Raw genomic sequence first — 21233 nt, 5'->3', positions numbered from 1 at the left:
TCAATGGTCAATGGTCAATGGTCAATGGTCAATGGTTAATGCTTAATGGTTAATGGTCAATGGTTAATGGTCAATGGTTAATGGTTAATGGTTAATGGTTAATGGTCAAAGAATTCCGGACTATTGACTCTGGACTATTGACTGTTGACTCTGGACTATTGACTATTGACTGTTGACTTTTGACTCTTAACCCATGACTATAAACTATTGACCCTTGACTTTTGATTAAAATTATGGATTGGTGGCAAAGACTAAAGAAGAATCCTTTGGCACGATTTGGGGCAATTTTGCTATTAGTGTTTTATATAGCGGTAATTGCTGCTGATTTTGTCGCCCCTTATCGACCATGTGACACTGCTGATTTATCTAGCGGTCGGTGTGATGCGCTAAGTAATAGTTCCTTATTGCCACCAACAAAGATTTACTGGACTACACCTTCAGGACAGTTTATCGGCCCTCATGTATATCCGACAACCCAAGGAAACACTAATTTAGAAACAGGCGATCGCCAACTGATAGTAGACTTTAAAAAACCTTCACCCCTACGTTTATTTGTCTTTGGTTCCGAATACCGCCTGTTTCAACTCAGTTTACCCCTACCCCCCACCTGGGATGAAGTTACCATTATCCCCGGTATTCCCTTTAATTTGCATTTATTTGGTACAACTGGCGAAGGTAGATTTAATATTTTAGGTACTGACGACCAAGGACGTGACCAATTTAGCCGATTATTACATGGTGGTCGCATCAGCTTATTTATTGGCATCTTTGGTGTAATTATCACCTATCCTTTAGGTTTAATCATCGGCGGTATTTCTGGTTATTTCGGCGGTATAATTGATACCTTAATTATGCGCCTAGCAGAAGTGCTAATGACTTTCCCCAGCATATATTTATTGGTGACATTAGGCGCAGTCTTACCGCCAGGATTAAGCAGCACTCAGCGCTTTTTATTAATTGTAGTCATTACTTCCGTCATTAGTTGGGCGGGTTTAGCCAGGGTCATTCGCGGACAGGTACTCTCAATTAAAGAACGAGAATTTGTCCAAGCAGCACGAGCAATGGGGGGTAAACCAATATATATCATCCTCCGTCACGTTTTGCCCCAAACCGCTACCTATGTAATTATTTCCGCTACCTTAGCCGTTCCCAGTTTTATCAGCGCCGAAGCTGTACTCAGTCTCATTGGTTTAGGAATTCAGCAACCAGATCCATCTTGGGGTAATATGCTTTCTCTTGCCAGTAATGCTTCAATTTTAGTATTGCAACCTTGGTTAATCTGGCCGCCAGCCGTGTTAATTATTCTCACAGTACTTGCGTTCAACTTACTCGGAGATGGGTTAAGAGATGCACTCGATCCCCGCAGTTTACGGCGTTAAATCTTAGCCTGAATTAACATTGGTATTGATTTCGTATTGAGGACTTTAGTCCGGAAATTATGACTAAAGTCCTCACTACAAACTTTATTATTCGTAACATTTTTTGAAATATTTTGTAATAATGGAGAGAAGAAGATTATTTATTTTTTAATTCAGATATAAACAATAAATTAGATATATAAACATCTAACTTTAGAGAGATATAAAATCTGACTCTTTTTATATTTTATTAGTATTAATAAAACGCTAATCTAGATTGATAACGCAAAATATCCGTTGAAAAAGATTTCAGCAAGCTATAGGGTTGCTGCCTATTTTCTATTATAGGAATCCAATTTAATTATTGAAAATCTATAGTAGCTTAACATCTCAAGTTTTTAGCGGGCAATGTCCAAAGTAATGACTAGCTTTGGCGTAAACTTTTCACATTCATAATCAACCACACAAAAAAAGTGCAGTTGTCAAACATTAACTAGTGCAAAACTAGTGAAATTTTTCGTGTCTATGTAATAGCAAAATCAATATTTGTATGTTTGAAATATCACTATGACCACTACTACTACTCGGCGTAAATCTAACACCTTCTATGTCATATTAATTGCTGGTGCGGCTGCACTGGGAGGTTTTTTATTTGGTTTTGATACGGCGGTGATTAATGGCGCAGTTGCGGCTCTAGCTCAAGCTTATAATGCTAATAGCGTACTCACTGGTTTAGCCGTTTCTCTAGCATTATTAGGCTCTGCAATTGGTGCTTTTTATGCAGGTAAAATTGCCGATCGCTATGGACGAGTTAAGGCAATGATTATTGCTTCGGTATTATTTAGCATCAGTGCTATTGGTTCGGGAATCGCCTTCACTATTTGGGATTTTATCTTTTGGCGGATATTGGGAGGATTAGCTGTAGGTGCTGCTAGCGTGATTGCGCCGGCTTACATTGCAGAATGTTCTCCTTCAAATTTGCGGGGAAGATTGGGATCTCTGCAACAACTAGCGATAGTCGTCGGTATTTTTATTGCTTTGTTATGCGACTATTTTATTGCAGTATCAGCAGGTTCAGCGAGTTCGCCGTTTTTGTTTGGAATAGCAGCTTGGCGCTGGATGTTTTGGACAGAATTTCCGCCAGCTGTGCTTTATGGAATGGCTGCGTTAATGATTCCCGAATCGCCACGCTACTTAGTTGCACAAGGAAGGGAACCGGAAGCTGCTAATGTTTTAACTAAGATTTTAGGCGGTAATGTCTTTGCCAAAATTGAAGAAATTCGTCAAACAGTACTCCAAGAACGGGAACCAAAATTTTCCGATTTGTTAAGTAGAAATGGTGGATTGTTGCGGATTGTGTGGATTGGCATCGGCTTATCTGTATTTCAGCAATTGGTGGGGATTAACGTCATCTTTTACTACAGTAGTGTTTTGTGGCGTGCAGTCGGATTTTCTGAGCAAAATTCGCTAACGATTACAGTGATTACTGGAGCCGTTAATATTATTACTACCCTAATTGCGATCGCATTTGTCGATAAATTTGGTCGTAAGCCTTTACTTATCTTAGGCTCAATCGGCATGACTGTTACCTTGGGAACAATGGCTTACATGTTTGGTAACGCTGTAACAGATGCTGCTGGTAACCCCACGTTAACAGGTAATGCAGGTATCATTGCTTTAGTCGCCGCCAACCTATATGTATTCTGTTTTGGTTTCTCCTGGGGGCCTGTGGTTTGGGTATTATTAGGAGAAATGTTTAATAACCAAATTCGTGCGGCTGCGCTTTCTGTGGCTGCGGCGATACAATGGATAGCTAACTTTGCTGTTTCTACGACATTTCCACCAATCTTGCAATATTTAGGCTTAGGTGCTGCTTATGGGTTGTATACAACTGCTGCGGCTATCTCGCTGTTTTTCGTTTTGTTCTTTATCAAAGAAACCAAAGGTATGGAATTAGAAGAAATGTAAATTTTAATTCGTAGTTCGTAATTCGTAATTCGTAATTATTGGAATTACGAATTTTTTATGCTTTATTCCTTACGGTTACTGCTTAAATATCTTTGGGAAGATGACGCTAATAGGGGAATCATTATCCAATAATCTCATGCAGGCAACATTGGGGATATGGAGACTAATGGTATGAGATGGCAAGCGATTTGGAAATTATTCCAAGAAACTTTTAAAGAATGGAGTGACGATAAAGCTTCAAGGTTAGCAGCAGCATTAGCTTATTACACAATTTTTTCCATCGCCCCATTGCTCATAATTGTAATTGCAATTGTTGGTGCAGTTTTTGGTGAAGAAGCTGCTAGGGGTGAAATTGTTCGTCAAATTCAAGGTTTAGTGGGGAGAACAGGCGCAGAATTTATTGAAACTGCAATCCAAAATGCTAACCAACCAGAAACGGGAACTATTGCTTCAGTTATTAGTATCCTCGTTTTATTATTAGGTGCGACTGGTTTATTTAACGAATTACAAGATGCTTTAAATACGATTTGGGAAGTTAAGCCAAAACCAGGCGCAGGTGTAAATACGATGGTGCGCCAACGGGCTTTATCTTTTGCGATGGTTTTGGGAATTGGTTTTTTACTGCTGGTTTCTCTTGTGCTTAGTGCTGGATTATCCGCACTGGTGACTTTCTTTAGTAACTTGGTACCTGGTGTTGATTTTATTTGGCAATTTGTGAATTTCTTGCTGAGTTTTGTGATTACCACAATATTGTTCGGTCTGATTTTTAAAGTTCTACCAGATGTAAAAATTACTTGGGGTGATGTGATAATTGGTGCTTCTATTACCTCAATTTTGTTTTCTATCGGGAGATTTTTATTAGGACAATATTTAGGTAATGGTAGTTTTGGTTCAACCTATGGTGCTGCTGGTTCGGTAGTAGTTATTTTGGCTTGGATTTATTACGCTGCACAAATTCTCTTTTTTGGCGCGGAATTTACTCAGGTTTATGCAAGAAGATATGGCAGTGGAATTAGACCGGCGAAACATGCTGTACCTTTAAATAGTCCAGATATTCCAGAGGATAATCATCCACCTAGAAGACCTAATAATAATAGAAAATCTTCGTCTAATATTATTAGTAGAATTATGCGATCGCTGACAAAATCTAAGTCTATGAAAAAGCGTAATAGGAGTTAGGAGTTTATGAGAAAATAGGGTGCATTATTTGGCTGGCTTTTTAAACGCAAAGGAACGCGGAGGTTGGCGCAAAGTTTCGCGGAGTATTTATTAAGTCAATCAGAGATGACAAAGGACAAAGGACAAATGACTATTGACTATTGACTATTGACTATTGACTATTGACATTTAATTACACCAACCTATTTAATTTGCTCAATCAAGTTAGCAATGTTGACTAACAGCTTTTCGGCTTCGATGGGTTTGGAAATATGTTGTTGAAATCCAGCAATGTAGGCTTGTTGGCGATCGCTGTCGCTAGCGTGAGCTGTGAGAGCGATCGCTAAAATTTGCCGATTTTTATTTAATGCTTGCATCTGGCGTAATAAACTATAGCCATCAACCTGTGGCATCCCAATATCGCTAATCACTAAATCTGGCTTGATTTGGGCAAATATTTGCAAAGCTTGCGTCGCTGAAGCAGCTGTATTTGCGATCGCACCTTGTTGTTCTAACAAAAACGCGACAAATTCGCGAGAATCTGCATCATCATCTACAACTAAAATTCGCAACCCCTGCAAATTAATCGTCCGTGCTAATTCCCGTTCTGTTTGCTTGTGTTGCGCCGTAGCAGTCATAATTGGTAATTTAACCGTAAAAGTCGCACCCTGTTTTTTACCTTGACTCTCGGCTGTCACTGTACCACCATGCAGTTCGACTAAATGATGCACAATAGCTAATCCTAACCCTAAGCCATTAGAGGCGCGTGTAATTGAACTATCGGCTTGACGGAAGTAATCAAATACATAAGGTAAAAATTCCGGTGTAATCCCCTCACCGTTATCTTTGACGGTAATTTGAATTTGCGTATCTACCTGCTTGAGTTCAACTTCAATTCGTCCCCCTGATGGCGTGAATTTCACCGCATTAGACAAGATATTCCAAATTACCTGCTGTAATCTATCAGGATCGCCTAATACCTTCGCGACATCTGGCGGAAAGCTCACATTAATAGCTACATCCTTAGCTTGAGCTGCTAAACGTACAGTTTCCATCGCCGCTTCCACAGTTGCCGCTAAATTTACCGGACATTTTTTCAAGTTCAGCTTACCGCGTAAAATTCGCGATACATCAAGCAAATCTTCGATTAATTGCGCCTGGATTTTGGCGTTGCGTTCAATTATCTCTAAGGCGCGATTTAAGGTTGTGCTGTCATACTGACGAGTTTGTAACAGTCTCGCCCATCCTAAAATCGGATTGAGAGGCGATCGCAATTCATGAGACAATACTGCTAAAAATTCATCTTTAATTCGGTTCGCTCTTTCTGCTTCTGCTCTGGCTGCTTGTTCGCGAATTAATCTCGCTCGTTCCTGTTCAACTCGTTTAGTTTCTGTGACATCGCGACTAAAAACTAACACATATTCTGCCAAACCTTGAGAGTTTAACTCTGGCACAAATCGCGATTGATAAATCCGCTCTTCTGTAGGTGTGGGTAATGCTAATTCTATTAACTGTTCTTGCGCAGTCGTCAAAGCTAAACGCAGCGAACGTTCCCATGCAGCATAAATATCAGCAGGTAGCTCCATTTCCGCCAGGGTTTTTCCAAGAAACGTGTTAGGGGGTTTGCCAGTGGCTTTTTCTATCGCCAGATTCACATACAACAACCGCAAATTCCCATCGAATTGAAAAATCACGTCAGGAGAATTATCTAACACCGTCTGCCAATGTTGTGCTTGCCAAGGCAGAGTCAGGGTAGGCGGTAGCGAAGCATTTGCGGATGATACTGAACGATCTACCTGTAGATAGATTTCTAGTTGCTGACGCTCCGTGATATCTTGGAAATATATTGTGGAGCCTGTTTGACTAGGGTAAATACTCACCTCAAACCAAGCATCCAACATCGGAAAAAATTGCTCAAATCTAACTAAAGATTGTTGTGCGATCGCCCGATGACATTCATGATAGAACCTAGAGCCAACAGTTTCGGGACAATTAAACCAAAAATTTTGTTCTAGTAAATCTTCACAGTTTTTATTAAATATTTGGGCAGCCTGAGGGTTAATCGAAGTGACTCGCCACTCTTGGTTGTAAGTAACAAAGCCTCCAGATAGCCTGTTAGCCACCTCTCCAACTTGATTTTTCACAAACTAACCTCATTGAGAAGCCAACAATTTTATCAATAGCCAAAGATGCAACAAAAACACACTTCCTGGAAAATAGTAGCAATGTTACTAGAGAGCCAGTTGGTTTTGGTTAAAATATCGATTGGCTAATTTATTACGCAAGTTGCTGACAAAAGCTACAGTAGTTTAACAAACTTATAAGAGTAAAAATAGCGACCGTAATATCAGCCGCTAATTACCATATTACGGCCTGATTATCAAAGTGTGACAAAAATTATATTGCGCTTTGACTCTCAGCTACAAAACAGTATCGTCATTGTTAGTCATGCGATCGCATTTTGACCGATGCAATTGTGTTACATTGTAATGCGATCGCACGAGCGCCTGTTGCATTGCAGATTAACTACAGTCTGTAATCTATTCAACCCCGACTCGGTAAAAACATCTTAATTAATCTATCTGATGTGATTTTTGATATCTAAAACCAACTATTTACTGTCAATTGCAATTAACTACCGTATCGTCAATTAAACCCAATCCTTGATTAATTATTTCCAGCGATTTACAAGTTGGGTTAAATATCTTATATTTGCGATTAGCATTAAGCTGGAGATAAGGGGGGAAATTCTCTGGTTTGAGAGATTTACACTGACTATAAATCAGGCGCATTAATTCCACATCAGCTTTATCGATTGGTAATGCAGAAGAGCGATTGCGAATTTTTCTGCCAAAAATTTTACCTTTAACTTGCGTATCTAGGTTTTCGACTAAACTACAAACACCTAATTGTCTGGTGACTTGACAAGCACCAATACAGACATTAGTATCATCCAAAATTTTCAGCGTATCATAAAGTTCTGTTTTAACTTGAGCAACAGATTTAATTTTTTGAGCAGTTTCGGTGCTACCAATAGCCGCCGGATTGAATACAGTTAAGCTGATTGCAGTAGTCAAAAATAAGGTTTGCAATTTCATCTATCGTTACCTGGTGATGAATAATCAAATGCAGATATGTTGTCTGAATTCAGGAAATGAACACTAAGATGGAAAAAATGCGAACATCTTGCACATCTCGATTTCAGTTTCCTCTAGTCAATCTTTCCCGACTGGTAAAGTAGCAAGATAGGCTATTCTGCTTTTAAGTTGCACAATCCATCGTCAGGGCTGTTGACAGTTGACAGCGATGCACTGAGCTTGCCGAAGTGTTGACAGTTAACAGCCCATAAGTAGTTATGCAATTTAGACGCCCATTACCTGAGCAGCTGTTTTCACAATAGAGGCTTAAATCCTCCTATGCTTTCTCAACGTGGTTTTGCGGTTACCAAGTTTCCACAAGCTGCAAAGTTAATCGTTCTTGCTGGATTACTTAATTGACAGTATAAAAAATAACTTTATTTTGCAGTGATCCGAAACACTGCCAAAATTAGGAAAAACGAATAGCAAGTATCAGCTATTCTGCTTTTAAGTTGCACAATCCATAGCGAGAGCTGTTGACAGCGCCGCACTGATACCAATTCTCTGTAAACTTGCACTTAATACTTGCTTCTTTTCTCTTGGCGTACTTGGCGTCTTGGCGGTTCATTAAATAAATATTAAATGCATCATCATAGCGAATTGGTATGAGTTTGTCGAAGTGTCAACCATTAACAGTCAACAGTAACAGCCCTGATAAATAAACTATCCTTGAAAAATATTTCCTTCTAACTTCTGCCTTCTATTTTATCGTCAATAAAAGGGTTTAAGACCCCTGCGTCTATACGTAGTATTATTTTCAGTCGGGGTTTAAATCCCCATCTGAAAATGTCTTTAATTTTGAATTTTGAATTTTGAATTTTGAATTGTTAAGATTAATAACTTGCCACTGTCGGGGCTGATAAAATAACGAACGACTAGTAATTTTACCTGCTTTGACCATAAAACGAAAAGATTCAACGATATCAAAAGAACGTACACCTTCTTTGATATATATCTTCGCACTATATAAACCCGGTAATAAGCAAAAATAAGGCATCTGCATTTGAATTTCCACCCTTCCCGGCAGAATCTTTAAGGGTTGATTATCGCTTGCAGAAGTTATATATAAAATCCGCTCATTTTGTCCCGATAAAGCTGTAATCGATACGCCTAAGTTAGCATTATCAACTTGTTTATAAGCTTTGCATTCTACAGATAAATAAGCTAATTCTCCACATAAAGGAGATGTCAAGAGATTACCATGCGCATCTTGAAAACAGAGAGAAACAATATCTATACCTAAGCTTTGACTTTCTGGCTTTTCTGGTAAAAACATCATTCCTAAAGCTGTATCTGTCCCTGCTAAACTTAAATCTTCTTCATATTGACGAATTACAGCTTCGGTTTCGCCAGATTTAATTAATTTTCCTTTCGCTAGATAAACCGAATTTTCACAAACGTTTAAAACTACATGGGGATTATGAGAAACTAACACAAAAGCTGTCCCCGCTTCTCGCAGTTTGGCTAATCGCTGATAGCATTTGACGCGAAAATTTATATCCCCAACCGCCAGCACTTCATCAATTAATAAAACATCAGGTTCTATGTGAACTGCGCAAGCAAAACCCAATCTCGCTGCCATCCCCGAACTATAGGTTTGTACTGGTGCGTCAATTGCATCTGCAATTCCAGCAAAATCGACTACAGCATCAAATCTTTTTTCTATTTCTGGTGTCGATAATCCCAAAATGGACATATTTGCATAAATATTTTCTCTTCCTGTCAAAACCGGATTAAAACCAGCACCTAAAGCAATTAATGGTGCTAATTTCCCCCTAACTTTCACCGTTCCCGTATCAGGATTAATCAATCCGCTAATAATTCGCAGTAAGGTACTTTTTCCGGCTCCATTGGCTCCCACTAAGCCTAAAGCTTCTCCCCGGCGCAGTTGAAAGCTGACATCTTTTAACGCCCAAAATTCTTGAGGACGTAAAATATCACCGTGACGATTTCCTCCGGTTAACTCTGTACAAATATCTTGGATACCATATAGTAAAGAGCGTTTTAAATTGCGACAAAATTTTTTAGAAACTTTATCGACGCTAATCAGTAATTCAGAATCATTTGGGTGATTAATCATGATTAAGAACTAACTCTCTCAACTACAAAAGGCATAGCTAAACGAAATGTTATCCAGGTGATAATTAAACCGAGTATAGTAATTGCACTCACAACCCAAAAACCAGCAGGATTGGAGATAATACCAGTAGTTGCTAATTCTCGCGTTGTTACTAATAAAGGGGTGACAGGATTAAGCTGGACTAATATACTAAATATTCCCTGTTTGGGTACGGGATAAACTACGGGGGTGAGAAATAACCAAAAGCTTGTAATTAAAGTTAACCCTCGCGATATATCCTGATATAAAATCCCCAAGGGAGCTAATAAAATCCCGAAAAATGTCCCCAGTAAAATTAAATGAATCAGCGCTACTGGTGCGAGAATGACTGTCCAACTTACAGGAATTTTCCACCAAAGAAAAAATGCTACAATTAAAATTAATTTGATAGCAAAGTTAAAAAATACCTCACCTAATTTAGCTAAAATTAACGCTTCTCTCGGAAAGTTAACTCTAGCTAAAACTGGTTTAGCGGCGATTACAGCTTGTACCGGGCCATTTACAGCTTCAACAAATGTTTGCCATAATGCAGTGCTGAACAAGACATAAGCTGGGTAAGGTAAATCTGTATTTTGAATATTAATTACTTTGGCATCATGGGCTAATGTAAATCCTGCTGCCATAATAATTGGTGGTAAAAAAGCCCATGCTATTCCTAAAAAAGATTGACGATATTGGGCGCTAATATCCCGCACTAACAATCGCCAAGCAAGTTCGCGAGATGCTAATAAGTCTCGCCACATTTGTTGCGCTAATTGTTTGGGATTTCGCAATCTACTTTCAGGTGTATAGATAACTTCTTTTAGCTGAGATTTGAATTGCTGAGGCTGCTTCATTGCTGATTTCTGCTTATCTGGGCATAACTATACCAAAGTCTGATGAATCACCAACTAGTAATCCAGCGATTCAGCACTCTATCTACCCCCCGCAGGATTTTATTGACAACCTGAAAACCAAATTTTCCTAAAGACAATTTCCGCGCTACTGGACGAATAATTGTCATTTGTCTGCGCGATCCTAAGCGTTTGTATCTATTTTGAAAATATTCATCTTCGCTTAAGTTCCATTTTTGGCGCAGATGTTTTAAGCTGGCTAATTCCCAGCGATCGCTCCACCGCAACATATAGTAATGTAAATCTGTCCAGTCTAATGGCGACCCTGGTACATAAGTCACCACAGATCCAGGCTCTAGGTAAACTGTACCACCAACCGCCGCCACCGACATACACAAATCTACATGTTCTTTAGTAGAAAGTAACGCTTCATCTAAAAACCCAATTTGCGCAAATATCTCTGTGCGGACTAGCATACAGTGAAACTCGGCTAAACCAGTGGGTTGCTGTGTTAATTGCGGACGTACATCTGCAACTTTTCGTCCTTGATCGTAAATTTTTTCAATAATTCTGCGGCGATCGCGATCTAAGCGTACCCCTGTTTCGCCACCAGCACAATGTACTTCTTGATGGATGGGTGTACCTTGACATAATAACGGACTAACTATGGTTGCATGGGTGGTTTCTGCACAGTCTACCAAAGGTTGTAGCCAATTGGCACTGACAACCACATCGTTATCTATAAACACAACATACTTAGTCTTCACTTCCTTCAACCCAATATTCCGCGCATGGTTGGGTGATAGGTAAGTATTTTGGCGAATCAGTTGAAATTGCTTTTCTTTGGCTTGCGCTGCTAAATAATCGCGAATCTGCGACGGTGAATTACCATCTACATAAATTAAGTTAAATGGATAATCTGTATGCTCGTAGATACTTTCTAAGGATTGGCGGGTGTAGCTAAAACGCTCTCTTGGTACTACTACAATTGTGACTGAAGAATGTGCTATTGCTGATGAGTTCATGTTGTTCACATCCTTGTTACCGCTAAAGATTTGTCTGCGATCTGTAAATTCTGATTGCTAATTTGCTGATAAATTTGTACTAATTCATCGTTAAGCTGATTGATATTGTATTGTGTTTCGACAAAAACACGACCGGCTTTTCCCATTTTTGCCCACATTTCTGGATGCTCAAGTAGATAAATTAATTTTTTGGCGATCGCATTCGCATCTCGTTCGGGAACAAGAAACCCAGAAATTCCGTCTTCTACTAATTCAGGAATACCTCCATGTCTTGTACTAATAACTGGTAAACCCATAGCCATTGCTTCTTTTAATGTATTCACAGGTGCATCTTGATTTCCATCCTCGCTAGTAATACTCGGAGCCAAAAAAATGTGAGAATTATCCAGAAATTCAACAATTTCTAGTTGATGTTTCCAACCTAAAATCTGAATTTTATCCCTAATATTCAATGCTGTAATTAACTGTTCTAACTCTTGCCTTAAAACACCATCACCGATGATATTGTACTCAAGATTTGGGTACATTTTCGCCACTTGAGCCACGGCACGAATACTGTATTCTAAACCTTTTTTCGCTACTAAGCGAGCAGTTGTTAGCAGGTAAATTTTTGCATTTGCTTGAGGTGCAACTCTGGGTTTAAATTGAAATCGACTACAATCTATCCCTGAACCATGTACAACAATTTTTTGAGGAGCGCAACCTAAACGAATAGCTTTTTTTTGAAAAAATCGGCAATTGGCTAAGAAAAAATCTCCTTTAATAAAGAGTTCGTCATAAACATCCTCTCCATATTTATGGATAAATGAACTGATATCGTAGCCGCGAAATGAAGTTACCAATTTACCGCGAATTGCACCCAAATCTCGCCACAGCATAGTTTCTAGTCCCTGGGGGCCAAACTGACAATGAATAATATCGTAAGCTGGAGACTTTAATAGGGGAATGACTGAGTACAGTAATTTTAATGAAGCTGCTCGTTTACCATATTTAAAAATATTCAGCGATCGCAGTAAGACTAAAGGAGCTTTCTTGAAATTCTCAATCATTAATTTAATTGCTTTCAGCAATCGCCAAAATCGATTCGTGGGTATGCTTGGTTGATAATAAGTGCGGGATAAAAGCTGATACTTATGAAAATTGGGATGTACTTTAGAACTATGACTAGGTTGATAAGCATAAATATCAACCTCATGTCCCCGTTCGATTGCACCTGTGATTTGATTAATGATAAAGGTTTCCGATAATATCGGAAACTTCCCAACTATAAAAGCTATTTTCATTATTCATGCGCCGATTAGTATGTATTCGAGACTTTAGTTAGACAATTTCTATCAAGTTACTTGCTGAATACTCCTTCATCAAAACTTCATGAAATAGAGTAGTAGGTATCTTTATATATGTGAAGTTTATTCTAATAGATACGAATGCTTATTTCAAGCAAAAATCTCGCACTAGGAAGAAAATTTTGGCAAAAAAGTATAATTTGATTCATTATAAAATGAGTTAATTTAACCTAGATTGTTGTTAACTAACTTGTGTTTGTATAAAATTAAGCTCGGATTCACTCACCCATTAAACTATTACAAGCACAGCAGGAGATAGAAATATTCAGCTAAATTATCGTCTGTATCAAAGCCATACAGCGTTTGCTGAACTACTTATAATTATCCAAAATAACTCAAAATAAAATTCCGTACATCTACCCATAATCTGATAACTTTAAGTTCAGCAAGTTGCAGGGATAATGTATTACCGCAAATATTCAATTGTTTTCAATCACCTTTGGGTTGATATTGAACATCACAATAACATCATCATTTGAACGAAAATGAACAATGAAAACAGAAGGCTGTCATTCTGACAAAGTTATTATCGCCAAAAGCCGATACTGAGACTTTGCATTCCAGCCTATTTACGTTTCTTAATATAGTGAGATGCAATTACCGACTTACGGAAACTGATTAATCAATCAAAGTATTTATACAGAGTAAGAGGCTGATAATAAGCAGTTGGAGCGATTATTTATCTGGTAATTTTTTCACAGTATGCATACAGTAATATCCTCTATTTATGGTGGATTTATTTTGAATATTCATATCAAAAATTTGATAAAACAGCATAATATTTCATTAATAGTTCATTAACTTCATGCTCGGAAATTGCTAAGTTAAAAGCGACTATAAAAAATTCACAGTTATCAAAATCATATGCGTATAAGCATTGCTATTTTCTCTTTAATTACAACATCATGCGCTATTATGTGTGTGAGTATGCCAGCGCAAGCACTGAAGTTGAACTTCACATACGATACAGAAGTCACAATGGAGGAAAAAGTTGCTGCGGAATTAGCCGGGAGTATTTGGGAACAATATCTTACGGATAATGCAACGATCAATATTCATCTGAAGAAGGGTAATTCCAGCAAATTACCTTCAGGAGTTCTAGCTGGGGCGATTCCAGCTTTTATGAACAATGTAAATTACAGCAGCTTTTACAACGCCTTAAAAAGCGATCGCACCACCGACAACAGCATTTTCACATATACCAATGATGAACTGGCTGTTGAAAATTTACCAACACCAACATTTTTCAGCAATTTAACTGCGGAAATGGAAGGTTTCAAAAATAAGTCCTTTAACGGACTTAGTGTGACGAGAGCCAATGCTAAAGCTTTAAATTTACTGGACACAAACAATACTGATTTAGATGGGATAATTGTATTCAACGATTTGATGAATACTGGTTTCGGTTGGCAAAATGATTATCTCAGTCTTGGTGTTGGCATTAACAAATTTGATTTTACTAGCGTCTTAATCCATGAAATTGGACATGTTTTAGGTTTTGTCAGTGGCATAGATGCTGTTAATAATAGTAATTACAATAATGAAACTGAACGAAATAAATATATTACGTCATTTGATTTATTTCGTAAATCATCCCTCAGCAGCGACCATGAAATAAATATGGCTTATGGAGGAACTGGTAATTCCACTCCTTTCTTTTCTATTAACGGAGGAGATACAGCTTTAGCTAATTTAGCTACAGGTGAAGATGAAGGTTTAACATCTAGTTTTTTTCTGACAAATTACCTACCAGATGGTTATCAAGGAAGCCATTGGAAGCGGAATATTACTGGAATTCCTCTGGGAATTATGGACCCATCTTTACCAACAAATACTAGAAGAGGTTTGAGTAATTTAGATTTACAAGCCTTGGATGTTATTGGTTATAACCGAGCTTCTAGTATTTTTAGTTTACTGTCATTAACACAATTATCTACCCTTAAAAGCCAAGCTCAAACAATTGCGAGTACTAAGGGAAATAGTAACCCAGTAAGTAGCATTAATAAAATGTTTAAACAAAGTCGCTGGGGTGGTACGACAACTACAACAACCCTAAATCAAGGTCAAGATTTAGTTGACTATTTGGCGCAAGAAGCACTGTTTCAAGTGAATAATGGAACTATGTGGGATAGTTATGATGAAGAACCACAACAAGTCCCTGAACCTTCTGCTATTGTAGGATTGTTGAGTTTAGGTTTATTTGGTTTGCGGTTAGGGAAAAAGAAAATAGATTCAGAGACTATTAATTAAGTAAATTTCTCATCTTATACCAATTTGAAAAAGGAACGAGACAAATTTTAGAGGCATGGCACTGCCGTGCCTTATAGAATATATTGCTGTATCACCAATATTCTGAAAATTGGTATTAATGATGGCTCTGATATGGTATTATATCCATAATTATTTAACCAATTATTTAACAATATCAATACTCATAAATTTCTAATGGTAAGTTATCCGGGTCTTTAAAAAAAGTAAACTTTTTTCCTGTGATTTCATCAATTCTAATATTTTCTACTTCTATACCTTGGGCTTGTAAATCAGTGACAGTTTGCTCTATATCATCAACTGCAAATGCTAAATGTCTTAAACCGCAAGCTTCTGGATTATTAGGCCTTTGGGGGGGATGGGGAAAGGAAAATAATTCTATTTGGCTATTTTCACCAACTTTTAAATCTAATTTATAGGAATTTCTCTGAGCGCGAAAAGTTTCGGCAATAATTGGAAATCCTAAAACTTCTACATAGAATTTTTTAGAACGTTCGTAGTCCGAACAAATTATAGCTATGTGATGAATATCTTTTATTTTCATAAAATAGTTTGGCGAAATTAAAGATAACTGGCTGTCATTAGTCAGAGACGCGATGAATCGCGTCTGTACAATTGTCATTAGTCATTAGTCATTGGTAAAAATTTCCAGCCTGTTTACAGTTATTAAGATAGTTTGGTTTCTTGCCACTGACTTACCAAATTACGAATTACAAATTATTCTTGTAAAATTGTCTTAGAAACAATTCTGGTTTTCTTGCGCTCTGCTTCTGAGAGTTCTTCCCCAGCTTGCAGGCGGGTAGCGGAAGTTTGTAGTACTGTGGCTGCACCTTTATCTCCAATTTGCAAGGCGGTTTTCGCGGCGGTTTGTAGCATGGTTGCAGCACCAATGAGATCGCCCTGTTGCAATTTGGTTTCTGCTAACTGGGTTTGGCGATACTTGGCTAAAGCTAAAATTGACTGCTGTACCTGGGGATTGAGATTTGGTTGGTAAGTAGAAACTACATCTGCATATACAGGTGCGATCGCAGAAAGTAAACCTTGGCGATCTAGCGCCGGATCGTCATAACGAATTTGTACCTGTCCAATCTCCTGTCTACCTTCCGGTAAATTACTGAGATAAATATTAACTAAAACTACTCTTTCCACATTTTGCATCAAGTCGCCTAAACGCACGGCAAAGCTTCCATCTGCTTCCTTTTGTACTGGTAATTCTATTGTATCTGGTGCTACTTGGGCAATTGGTTTAAGTTCGGCTAACCGTACTTGCGGTATCAAGGATAATAGCAAGTAGGCGTTAGTTAAACCCACCGATTGCATCCGTCTAAATAAGCGGCTAAATTCTTGGACAGCTTGTTGTGGATGCTCAATATAAGCTAATGTGCCACCACCAGCATCGGCAATTTTCTCCAGTAAATCAGAGTTCCAGTTACTGCCAAAACCCAATGTATTTACAGTTAAGTTCAATCTAGCGGCTTTTTGGGCAAGTTCTAGACAGCGTTTGTTGTCATCCGCGCCTAATTGCCATTTCCAGATGCGCAAACTGCTTTCACCATGTCCATCTGTGAGTAAAAAGGCTTGGGAAACAGCGCCTTTGGTACCTTTCATTAATTCTGTAATTCCCAGTTGCAAACCTTCGGCAATGACTGTACCACCGCTTGCTTTAAGTTTGTTTTTAATTTGTGATTTAATGTTACCTAAATCTGCAACTACCTGGTTAGGGATAATTACTTCTGCCGAACCCGCAAAAGCGACTACAGAAATGCGATCGCCTGGATTTAATCGATCTAATAATCCCTCAACTGCTTGAATCACATTCTTGATTGGTTCTCCATGCATCGAACCACTGCGATCGAGAATCAAGCATAAGTTGAGGGGTAAATTGCTACCAAACTCCTCAGCAATTGCCGCAACAGAAATTCCCAGTTGACGCTGGCTATTAGCTTGAGCCAGGTCAACATTACTATCATTGAGTACAGACAGTAATTTTACTTTCATGGGTGAGGCGTATCCTGCAATACTGTTTTGGAGACAATCCGCGTTTTCTTGCGATCGCTTTCGGATAACTCTTCACCAGCTTGCAAGCGAGTAGCGGAAGTTTGCAATACGGTAGCTGCACCTTTATCGCCCATTTGCAATGCAGTTTTTGCTGCTGTTTGTAACATTGTCGCAGCTCCAGCGCGATCGCCTTGTTGTAATTTCGCTTCTGCTAATTGAGTTTGGCGATATTTAGCTAAGGCTAAGATAGACTGCTGCACTTGGGGATTAGCATCTGGCTGGTAAGATTTAACTACATTGGCATAAATGGGGATATTGGAGGTAAATAAATTGGTTTGGTTGTTAGCCGGGTCATCGTAACGGACTTGCACATTCGCGATCGCTTGTTTACCTTCAGGCAACTGTCCCAAATAAATATTAGCTAAAATTACCCGCTCTACATCTTTCATCAAATCACCCAAGCGCACAGCAAAGCGTCCATCTGCTTCTGGTTGTACAGGTAACTCAATAGTATCGGGAGAAACTTGGGCGATGGGTTTAAGTTCCGCCAACCGTACATTGGGCATTAAAGAGAATAGCAAATAAGCATTAGTCAAGCCAATTGTTTGAATCCTGTTAAACAGACGGCTAAATTCTTGGACTACCTGATCGGATTTTTGAATATAAGACAGCGTACCCAAACCAGCATCAGCAATTTTTTCTAAAATATCCTGATTCCAGTTATCACCAAAACCCAAGGTATTCAAAGTCAAATTATAACTAGCCGCTAATTGAGCAAATTTCAAACAGCGATTGTTATCTCCATGCTCATTTTCGCCATCAGTTAACAAAAATACTTGAGAAACAGTATCTTTTTTCGCCTTTGCTAACTCCTCAATCCCCAGACGCAAACCTTCATCAATCGCCGTTCCCCCATCAGCACTAAGGCGATTAATTTGCTTTTTGATCTGTTCGCGATCTTCAATTACTTGATTGGGTACTAAGACTTTAGCGCGGTGATCGAAAACCACAACACTGAGACGATCCTCAGGACTGAGTTGATCGACCAAACGAACTGCTGCTTGCTTGACAGTTTCTAACGGACGCCCATTCATCGAACCACTATGATCGAGAATTAAGCATAAATTCAGTGGCACATTGCGATCCAAAACTTCGCCAATCGCAGAAATCGAAAGCGACAATTGACGCTGACTGCTCAGTTGATTGACATCTAAATTACTATCATTGAGGATCGGCTGCAAGTTAACTTTCATAAACCAAAGTCCCTAGAGAGGATACACATTTTTATAAATAACTTCACAAGGCAACATCAAACCTACGGAAAACAATATAGATTAATCAGCTGTAATTTTTGCAAATGTCCAGAGTCAAGAGTCAAAAGTCAATAGTCCAGAGTCGCGAATTTCTTTACAAATGACCAATGACCAATGACCAATGACCTATATTCAAGAATATCTTAGAAGCTAAAGATTGGCAGATACTCAGCACCCTGAGGCATTAGCCAGAAATCCACACCTTGAAGATAGCTAGCATCGCGCTAGTATGTATTACAGTTAACGGCATAATTTCAGGCGATCAGTTGCTATGGACATTTCCCCCATCAAGGCTGTTCAAGCCCCCTACTACGGCGATAATTCTTACCGGACACCGCCGCCAGATTTACCTTCCCTGTTATTGAAGGAGCGAATTGTCTATCTTGGAATGCCCCTGGTGCCTGCTGTCACAGAATTGATCGTCGCTCAACTACTGTATCTACAGTCCGACGATCCCGACAAGCCGATTAAAATTTATATCAACTCTACCGGCACATCGGGTTATAGTGGCGATCCCATTGGCTTTGAAACCGAAGCCTTCGCTATCTATGACACCATGAAATACATCAAGCCACCTATTCATACTATCTGTATCGGTTCAGCAATGGGTATGGCAGCGATGTTACTCGGTGCTGGTACCAAAGGTTGCCGCGCCAGTTTACCCAACGCCAATATTATCCTGCATCAACCAAAGAGCTACGCCCAAGGTCAAGCAACGGATATTCAAATTCGGGCGAAGGAAGTTCTGGCTAACAAAGCCTCAATGGTTGATATCATATCTCGCACCACAGGGCAAGCCCCAGAAAAAATTACTAAAGATATGGATCGCCTCTTTTACATGACTCCCTATCAAGCAAAGGAATACGGTTTGATTGACCGAGTTTTTGAAAAAGAAGAACTTGCTAATCCACCTTTACCTGCGAGCATTCTTTAATTTGTCAAGGGTCAATAGTCAATGGTCAATGGTCAATAGTCAATAATATTTGACTGTGGACTGTGGACTTTGGACTCTGGACTAAGTACTAAATTACAAACGGAGTAACACAAATGCCTATAGGTGTTCCTAAAGTTCCTTACCGGATGCCGGGGGGTCAATTTACGGATTGGATTAGCATCTACGATCGCCTGTACCGAGAAAGAATTATTTTCTTGGGACGGGACATTGATGACGAAATTGCTAACCAAATTATCGCTGTTATGTTATACCTGGACTCGGAAGATCCGGGTAAGGACATTTATTTGTATATCAATTCTCCTGGCGGTATGGTTACCTCAGGTTTGGCAATTTATGACACCATGCAGCACATCAAATCCGATGTGGTGACAATTTGCGTTGGTTTAGCGGCTTCAATGGGTTCTTTCCTGTTGGCGGCTGGTACCAAAGGCAAACGCATGGCATTGCCGCACTCACGGATTATGATTCACCAACCTTCTGGTGGTACGCGCGGACAAGCAACGGATATCGAAATTGAAGCTAGAGAGATTCTGCGGATTCGTAACCAGCTCAACCAGATTTACGCTAACAACACCGGTCAAACTTTAGCCAAAATTGAAAAGGACATGGATCGTGACTTTTTCATGTCTGCCGCAGAAGCTAAAGAATACGGTTTGATTGACCGCGTGATTGAAGAACGCCCGTAGGGGATGAGGCAGGGGCAGGGAGCAGAGGGAGACAAGGGGGATAAGGGAGACAAGGGAGACAAGAAATTTTGGATTTTGGATTTACGATTTTGGATTGGAATTCAATCTAAAATCCAAAATCTAAAATCTAAAATTGTTTCCAATGCCCCATGCCCCATGCCCCATGCCCCATACCCAATGCCCCATGCCCCAATTTGTCAATCCTGAACTTTAAATTAGAATATAAGTCTTTATTATTAATGACCTCAGACTTTAAGTAACAAGCTTGAAGCTGAATATTTGATGGCTGATAGCTCAAGATGGATCTTGGAGATTGCTACCGTTTATTGGGTTTAAGGTCGGGAGCCTCTTTTGCTGACATTAAGGCGTCTTACAGACGACTGGCGCAGCAATATCACCCCGATATTAACCCAGATGACCACAAAGCTAAAGACAAGTTTATTGCCTTAACAGAGGCTTATAAATTTCTGTTGACTGTAGTTATACCAGAAGATACTGTTGGCGTTGCTAGTCAAACGCCTGTTTCTGCACGGGAGGAAACAAAAACAGCACCTCAGGAGAAGGCACCAGCAGCAGCAAAAAAGCGACAGGCGACGACACCAAAACCGCCTGGTGTAACTGCTATAGAACAGCGCCTCAAGTGGAATACTTATGAGCAGTTACAGCGATTTTTAAAAGAGAAACGGTTTCCGCAAGCGATCGCATTGGTAGAAGCTTTGGCAGATCGGTTACCTGAAGATGCTGAAGTGCGTCAGTGGCAAGCTATTACCTATCAAATATGGGGGCGAGTGCTGATAGATCAACATCAAGTACTTAAAGCCAGAATTTACCTCAAAAAAGCGCTGAAGACAGATCCCAATAATAAAGCTTTGGGGAATGAAGTGCAGCGAGATTTACAGCGTTTAGAGCAGATGTTTTGATAGTAGGCGGTGCAATTGTCATTTGTCATTTGTCAATTTGAAAAAAGAATGCGACAGATTGTAGGGGCACTGGCACTGCCATGCCCCAATGCCCCATGCCCCATGCCCAATGCCCACTCGCCCTGAGCGAAGTCGAAGGGATGCCCAAT

Annotated in this window: 16 protein-coding genes; 7 read left to right on the top strand and 9 right to left on the bottom strand. The window is 39.4% G+C overall.

Features of this window, described 5'->3' with window-relative positions; genetic code table 11:
* The first annotated feature begins 233 nt into the window (after positions 1–233).
* The 3 genes from AACW45_RS18200 to AACW45_RS18190 all read left to right on the top strand — a co-directional run bounded on the left by AACW45_RS18200 (position 234) and on the right by AACW45_RS18190 (position 4505).
* Entirely contained in the window at positions 234–1379 is a 1146-nt protein-coding gene (locus AACW45_RS18200) for an ABC transporter permease (RefSeq protein ID WP_190634033.1), read from the top strand.
* 546 nt (positions 1380–1925) lie between these two features.
* Positions 1926–3326, top strand: a complete 1401-nt coding sequence (locus AACW45_RS18195) for a sugar porter family MFS transporter (RefSeq protein WP_199331176.1) — start codon at positions 1926–1928, stop codon at positions 3324–3326.
* Between the two features lie 171 nt (positions 3327–3497).
* Positions 3498–4505: a YihY/virulence factor BrkB family protein gene (locus AACW45_RS18190; protein WP_190634030.1), complete on the top strand. Its 1008-nt coding sequence runs from the start codon at positions 3498–3500 to the stop codon at positions 4503–4505.
* A gap of 182 nt (positions 4506–4687) precedes the next feature.
* On the opposite strand, the gene AACW45_RS18185 is transcribed toward AACW45_RS18190, so the two are convergent.
* The 6 genes from AACW45_RS18185 to AACW45_RS18160 all read right to left on the bottom strand — a co-directional run bounded on the left by AACW45_RS18185 (position 4688) and on the right by AACW45_RS18160 (position 12881).
* The gene (locus AACW45_RS18185) at positions 4688–6628 is read right to left on the bottom strand and encodes a hybrid sensor histidine kinase/response regulator (protein WP_190634005.1); all 1941 of its coding nucleotides are present in this window, start codon (positions 6626–6628) and stop codon (positions 4688–4690) included.
* Between the two features lie 477 nt (positions 6629–7105).
* On the bottom strand, positions 7106–7582 hold the full coding sequence (locus AACW45_RS18180; RefSeq protein ID WP_190634003.1) for a hypothetical protein: 477 nt from the start codon (positions 7580–7582) through the stop codon (positions 7106–7108).
* A 796-nt stretch (positions 7583–8378) separates the two neighbouring features.
* Positions 8379–9701, bottom strand: a complete 1323-nt coding sequence (locus tag AACW45_RS18175; protein ID WP_190634002.1) for an ABC transporter ATP-binding protein — start codon at positions 9699–9701, stop codon at positions 8379–8381.
* Positions 9702–9703: 2 nt separating this feature from the next.
* Positions 9704–10576 (bottom strand): ABC transporter permease, encoded by an 873-nt coding sequence (locus AACW45_RS18170; protein ID WP_190633999.1) that lies wholly within the window; start codon positions 10574–10576, stop codon positions 9704–9706.
* A gap of 47 nt (positions 10577–10623) precedes the next feature.
* Positions 10624–11598, bottom strand: coding sequence for a glycosyltransferase family 2 protein (locus tag AACW45_RS18165; RefSeq protein WP_190633996.1), 975 nt, complete (start codon positions 11596–11598; stop codon positions 10624–10626).
* Between the two features lie 5 nt (positions 11599–11603).
* Positions 11604–12881 (bottom strand): glycosyltransferase, encoded by a 1278-nt coding sequence (locus AACW45_RS18160; RefSeq protein ID WP_190633993.1) that lies wholly within the window; start codon positions 12879–12881, stop codon positions 11604–11606.
* Positions 12882–13871: 990 nt separating this feature from the next.
* Between AACW45_RS18160 and AACW45_RS18155 the strand changes: the two genes are divergently transcribed.
* A complete protein-coding gene (locus AACW45_RS18155) occupies positions 13872–15194 on the top strand; it encodes an NF038122 family metalloprotease (RefSeq protein ID WP_190633991.1) in 1323 nt (440 codons plus the stop codon).
* Positions 15195–15369: 175 nt separating this feature from the next.
* Here AACW45_RS18155 and gloA2 read toward each other — a convergent pair whose 3' ends face one another.
* The 3 genes from gloA2 to AACW45_RS18140 all read right to left on the bottom strand — a co-directional run bounded on the left by gloA2 (position 15370) and on the right by AACW45_RS18140 (position 18463).
* Complete coding sequence (gene gloA2, locus AACW45_RS18150) at positions 15370–15756, bottom strand: SMU1112c/YaeR family gloxylase I-like metalloprotein (RefSeq protein ID WP_190634027.1); 387 nt, start codon at positions 15754–15756, stop codon at positions 15370–15372.
* Positions 15757–15929: 173 nt separating this feature from the next.
* Positions 15930–17210 carry a vWA domain-containing protein gene (locus AACW45_RS18145; protein ID WP_190633988.1) on the bottom strand — a complete coding sequence of 427 codons (1281 nt, stop codon included), beginning with the start codon at positions 17208–17210 and terminating at the stop codon, positions 15930–15932.
* On the bottom strand, positions 17207–18463 hold the full coding sequence (locus AACW45_RS18140) for a vWA domain-containing protein (RefSeq protein ID WP_190633986.1): 1257 nt from the start codon (positions 18461–18463) through the stop codon (positions 17207–17209). The genes AACW45_RS18145 and AACW45_RS18140 overlap by 4 nt, the downstream gene beginning before the upstream one ends.
* Before the next feature lie 331 nt (positions 18464–18794).
* Between AACW45_RS18140 and AACW45_RS18135 the strand changes: the two genes are divergently transcribed.
* The 3 genes from AACW45_RS18135 (at position 18795) to AACW45_RS18125 (ending at position 21084) form a co-directional block, all read left to right on the top strand.
* Positions 18795–19457, top strand: a complete 663-nt coding sequence (locus tag AACW45_RS18135) for an ATP-dependent Clp protease proteolytic subunit (protein WP_190545518.1) — start codon at positions 18795–18797, stop codon at positions 19455–19457.
* A 113-nt stretch (positions 19458–19570) separates the two neighbouring features.
* Complete coding sequence (locus tag AACW45_RS18130) at positions 19571–20164, top strand: ATP-dependent Clp protease proteolytic subunit (protein WP_045868061.1); 594 nt, start codon at positions 19571–19573, stop codon at positions 20162–20164.
* Positions 20165–20463: 299 nt separating this feature from the next.
* A complete protein-coding gene (locus AACW45_RS18125) occupies positions 20464–21084 on the top strand; it encodes a J domain-containing protein (protein WP_190633984.1) in 621 nt (206 codons plus the stop codon).
* The last annotated feature ends 149 nt before the right edge of the window (positions 21085–21233 follow it).

This window comes from Calothrix sp. FACHB-168 (assembly GCF_963889195.1).
Classification (GTDB): domain Bacteria; phylum Cyanobacteriota; class Cyanobacteriia; order Cyanobacteriales; family Nostocaceae; genus Aulosira; species Aulosira anomala_A.
This window is presented reverse-complemented; position numbering and strand designations above follow the sequence as displayed.

Bases quoted from the DNA above. Each gene is read 5' to 3' on its own strand.
- AACW45_RS18200 (WP_190634033.1), top strand. From the start codon at position 234: ATGGATTGGTGGCAAAGACTAAAGAAGAATCCTTTGGCACGATTTGGG.
- AACW45_RS18195 (WP_199331176.1), top strand. From the start codon at position 1,926: ATGACCACTACTACTACTCGGCGTAAATCTAACACCTTCTATGTCATA.
- AACW45_RS18190 (WP_190634030.1), top strand. From the start codon at position 3,498: ATGAGATGGCAAGCGATTTGGAAATTATTCCAAGAAACTTTTAAAGAA.
- AACW45_RS18180 (WP_190634003.1), bottom strand. From the start codon at position 7,582: ATGAAATTGCAAACCTTATTTTTGACTACTGCAATCAGCTTAACTGTA.
- AACW45_RS18175 (WP_190634002.1), bottom strand. From the start codon at position 9,701: ATGATTAATCACCCAAATGATTCTGAATTACTGATTAGCGTCGATAAA.
- AACW45_RS18170 (WP_190633999.1), bottom strand. From the start codon at position 10,576: ATGAAGCAGCCTCAGCAATTCAAATCTCAGCTAAAAGAAGTTATCTAT.
- AACW45_RS18165 (WP_190633996.1), bottom strand. From the start codon at position 11,598: ATGAACTCATCAGCAATAGCACATTCTTCAGTCACAATTGTAGTAGTA.
- AACW45_RS18160 (WP_190633993.1), bottom strand. From the start codon at position 12,881: ATGAAAATAGCTTTTATAGTTGGGAAGTTTCCGATATTATCGGAAACC.
- AACW45_RS18155 (WP_190633991.1), top strand. From the start codon at position 13,872: ATGCCAGCGCAAGCACTGAAGTTGAACTTCACATACGATACAGAAGTC.
- gloA2 (WP_190634027.1), bottom strand. From the start codon at position 15,756: ATGAAAATAAAAGATATTCATCACATAGCTATAATTTGTTCGGACTAC.
- AACW45_RS18145 (WP_190633988.1), bottom strand. From the start codon at position 17,210: ATGAAAGTAAAATTACTGTCTGTACTCAATGATAGTAATGTTGACCTG.
- AACW45_RS18140 (WP_190633986.1), bottom strand. From the start codon at position 18,463: ATGAAAGTTAACTTGCAGCCGATCCTCAATGATAGTAATTTAGATGTC.
- AACW45_RS18135 (WP_190545518.1), top strand. From the start codon at position 18,795: ATGGACATTTCCCCCATCAAGGCTGTTCAAGCCCCCTACTACGGCGAT.
- AACW45_RS18130 (WP_045868061.1), top strand. From the start codon at position 19,571: ATGCCTATAGGTGTTCCTAAAGTTCCTTACCGGATGCCGGGGGGTCAA.
- AACW45_RS18125 (WP_190633984.1), top strand. From the start codon at position 20,464: ATGGATCTTGGAGATTGCTACCGTTTATTGGGTTTAAGGTCGGGAGCC.